The 977-nt window shown below is 74.9% G+C and carries 2 protein-coding genes; both read left to right on the forward strand.

The window, feature by feature from the left end:
- Positions 1 to 381, forward strand: a 381-nt coding sequence (locus tag ACJA3G_RS37600) for an SDR family NAD(P)-dependent oxidoreductase (protein ID WP_406557489.1), incomplete at its 5' end; no start/stop codon positions are given.
- A gap of 26 nt (positions 382 to 407) precedes the next feature.
- On the forward strand, positions 408 to 779 hold the full coding sequence (locus tag ACJA3G_RS37605; protein WP_406557490.1) for a MerR family transcriptional regulator: 372 nt from the start codon (positions 408 to 410) through the stop codon (positions 777 to 779).
- Positions 780 to 977 lie beyond the last annotated feature (198 nt).

A 977-nucleotide genomic window follows, 5' to 3' on the forward strand; every position in this document is an offset into this window, starting at 1 on the left:
CCCCTGGAGGCGTCCGGCGGGGTGATCGTCAACATCAGCACCTCGGTGGGGCAGCGGGGCTGGCCCGGGAACTCGTTCTACGCGGCGACCAAGGCGGCGCTGGAGGCGCTGACCCGCGGCTGGGCCGTGGAGCTGGCGCCCCGGGGCGTCCGGGTGGTGGCCGTCGCCCCCGGAGCGATTGAGACCCCGATCGGAGAGCACCAGGGCCTGACGCCGGAGCGGCTGGCCGCGTTGCGCGCGTGGCAGCGGGCGCACACCCCGCTGGGCCGGATCGGCCGGCCCGAGGAGGTCGCCCGGACCATCACCCATCTCGCCTCGCCCGCCGCGTCGTTCATCACCGGAGTGATCCTCCCGGTCGACGGCGGGGCGGTGGTGGCGTGATAGGAGTTGCCCCGGAGGTGGGGCGGGTGCGGATCGGTGAGTTGGCGCGGGCGACCGGGACGACGGCGCGGGCGTTGCGCCACTACGAGCAGGCCGGTCTGATCACGTCGGAGCGGGCCGCCAACGGTTACCGCGTCTTCGACGACCGCACGGTGGTCCGGGTCCGCAACATCCGCCATCTGCTGGGCGCGGGGCTCACCCTGGACGACGTCCAGGTCTTCCTGCCCTGCCTGGACGGCGACGTGACCGCGGCGCCTCCCTCGGACCGGGGGCTCCGGGTCGCCCGGGAGCGGCTCGCGATCCTGGAAGAACGCATCGCGGCCCAGACGGAGGCCCGGGACAGGCTCCGGGCCGCGCTCCACGGGAGAGCCGACGACCGCATCCGCCCGGTGGCCTGACTCCTGCCGGACGAGGATCCCCCTCCCGGGACGGGGGCTTCGGGCCGAGCCGGGACTCCCGCCGAGACACGACTTCCGCCGAGCACCGGAGCCCCATCAGCACGGAGAACTCCCGTCGGCACGGGGGCTTCCCGCCGTGCGGGGGTTTCGGTCCGCGCCAGGACTCCCCTCGGCACGGGCACCCCTCGGCGTCAGTAC

Source organism: Streptomyces sp. YS-3, from assembly GCF_045257485.1.
Classification (GTDB): domain Bacteria; phylum Actinomycetota; class Actinomycetes; order Streptomycetales; family Streptomycetaceae; genus Streptomyces.